General features: G+C 47.7%; 1 protein-coding gene. It reads right to left on the bottom strand.

Features of this window, described 5'->3' with window-relative positions:
• Nucleotides 1–859: tyrosine-type recombinase/integrase (locus HV832_RS17125; protein WP_176805264.1), on the bottom strand; the 859-nt coding region annotated here is incomplete at its 3' end.
• Nucleotides 860–1,044: the final 185 nt, after the last annotated feature.

Genomic DNA, 1,044 nt, shown 5'->3' with positions numbered 1-1,044 from the left:
TTTTCCAGCCTACATACTCCATCAGTGTTTTTATATCCCAGCCATTGCCGGTCGCCCAGTTCGCAAATCCACGTCTAAGTGAGTGTGCTGAATAGTCACCAGAATCAGTGACGCCAGCATCCTTGAACATGGTACGCAACAGCGGTATCAAGCTATCCATGTGAAGCCCCTGATCCCCAATTTTCCCCCAGCGATTGACTGATCTGAACACCGCCCCGGATTCAAGTCCAGCCAATTCCTTCCAGGCAATATAGGCAGCAACCGGGCAGAACTGATTCAGTGCAGGCGCTTTAAATGTCACCCCTTTATTCTGGCGATCACCTTTTGTATGTGGCAGGAAAAAACTCATGCCTTGACCAGGAGAAACTTCAATGTACTCAAACTGCAGGCGTGTAAGCTCATCTCCACGGAAACCTCGCCAGAAACCAAGCAGTAGCAAGGCACGGTTCCTGGTGTGTCGTAGTTCTCCAGCACGGTCACCGGATGCATTTGCAGTGGCAATTGCCTGGTCCAGCCAGCGATCGACGATGCTAAGTTGGTCAAGCTGAAATGGCTTTGCCTGTTTTTCTTGAGTTGGATGCTCTCTTTGAATTCCTCGAAGCACTTTTTTGACCAGCGGACTTTTGGTGGGGTCGGGAAACCCCTGATCAATATGCCACTGAGCCAAGGCAGCCAAGCGTTGGCGAAGAGTATTGATGGCGAGCTTTTCCGCATGATCAGCTAAGTACTGCGCAATGTTTTCGCTGGTGGCGGGTAAGAAGCCGCCCCATTCAATTTCGTAGTGCCGCACAGCCGATTGATAGGCAACGCGTGTATTGTCTCGGGTGCCGGCGTGAAGGTAGTGATCTATTTTGCTCATACTGCTCATCCCCCAGATTTTGAGATCATTGGGTAAATTAGACCCGTATCAAATATTACGTCGATTTTAACGGTTTTGGGGACATAACACTGGATAACCTTATCTTATCCTGCATTTAGATACATCCTATTTCACCTTGAATATTAGTTTAAAATAGTATGTAATTACATGGTATGTAATACATT

The sequence above is a fragment of the Cognatundibacterium oligocarboniphilum genome (assembly GCF_013377855.1).
GTDB lineage: Bacteria > Pseudomonadota > Gammaproteobacteria > Burkholderiales > Burkholderiaceae_D > Undibacterium > Undibacterium oligocarboniphilum.
This window is presented reverse-complemented; position numbering and strand designations above follow the sequence as displayed.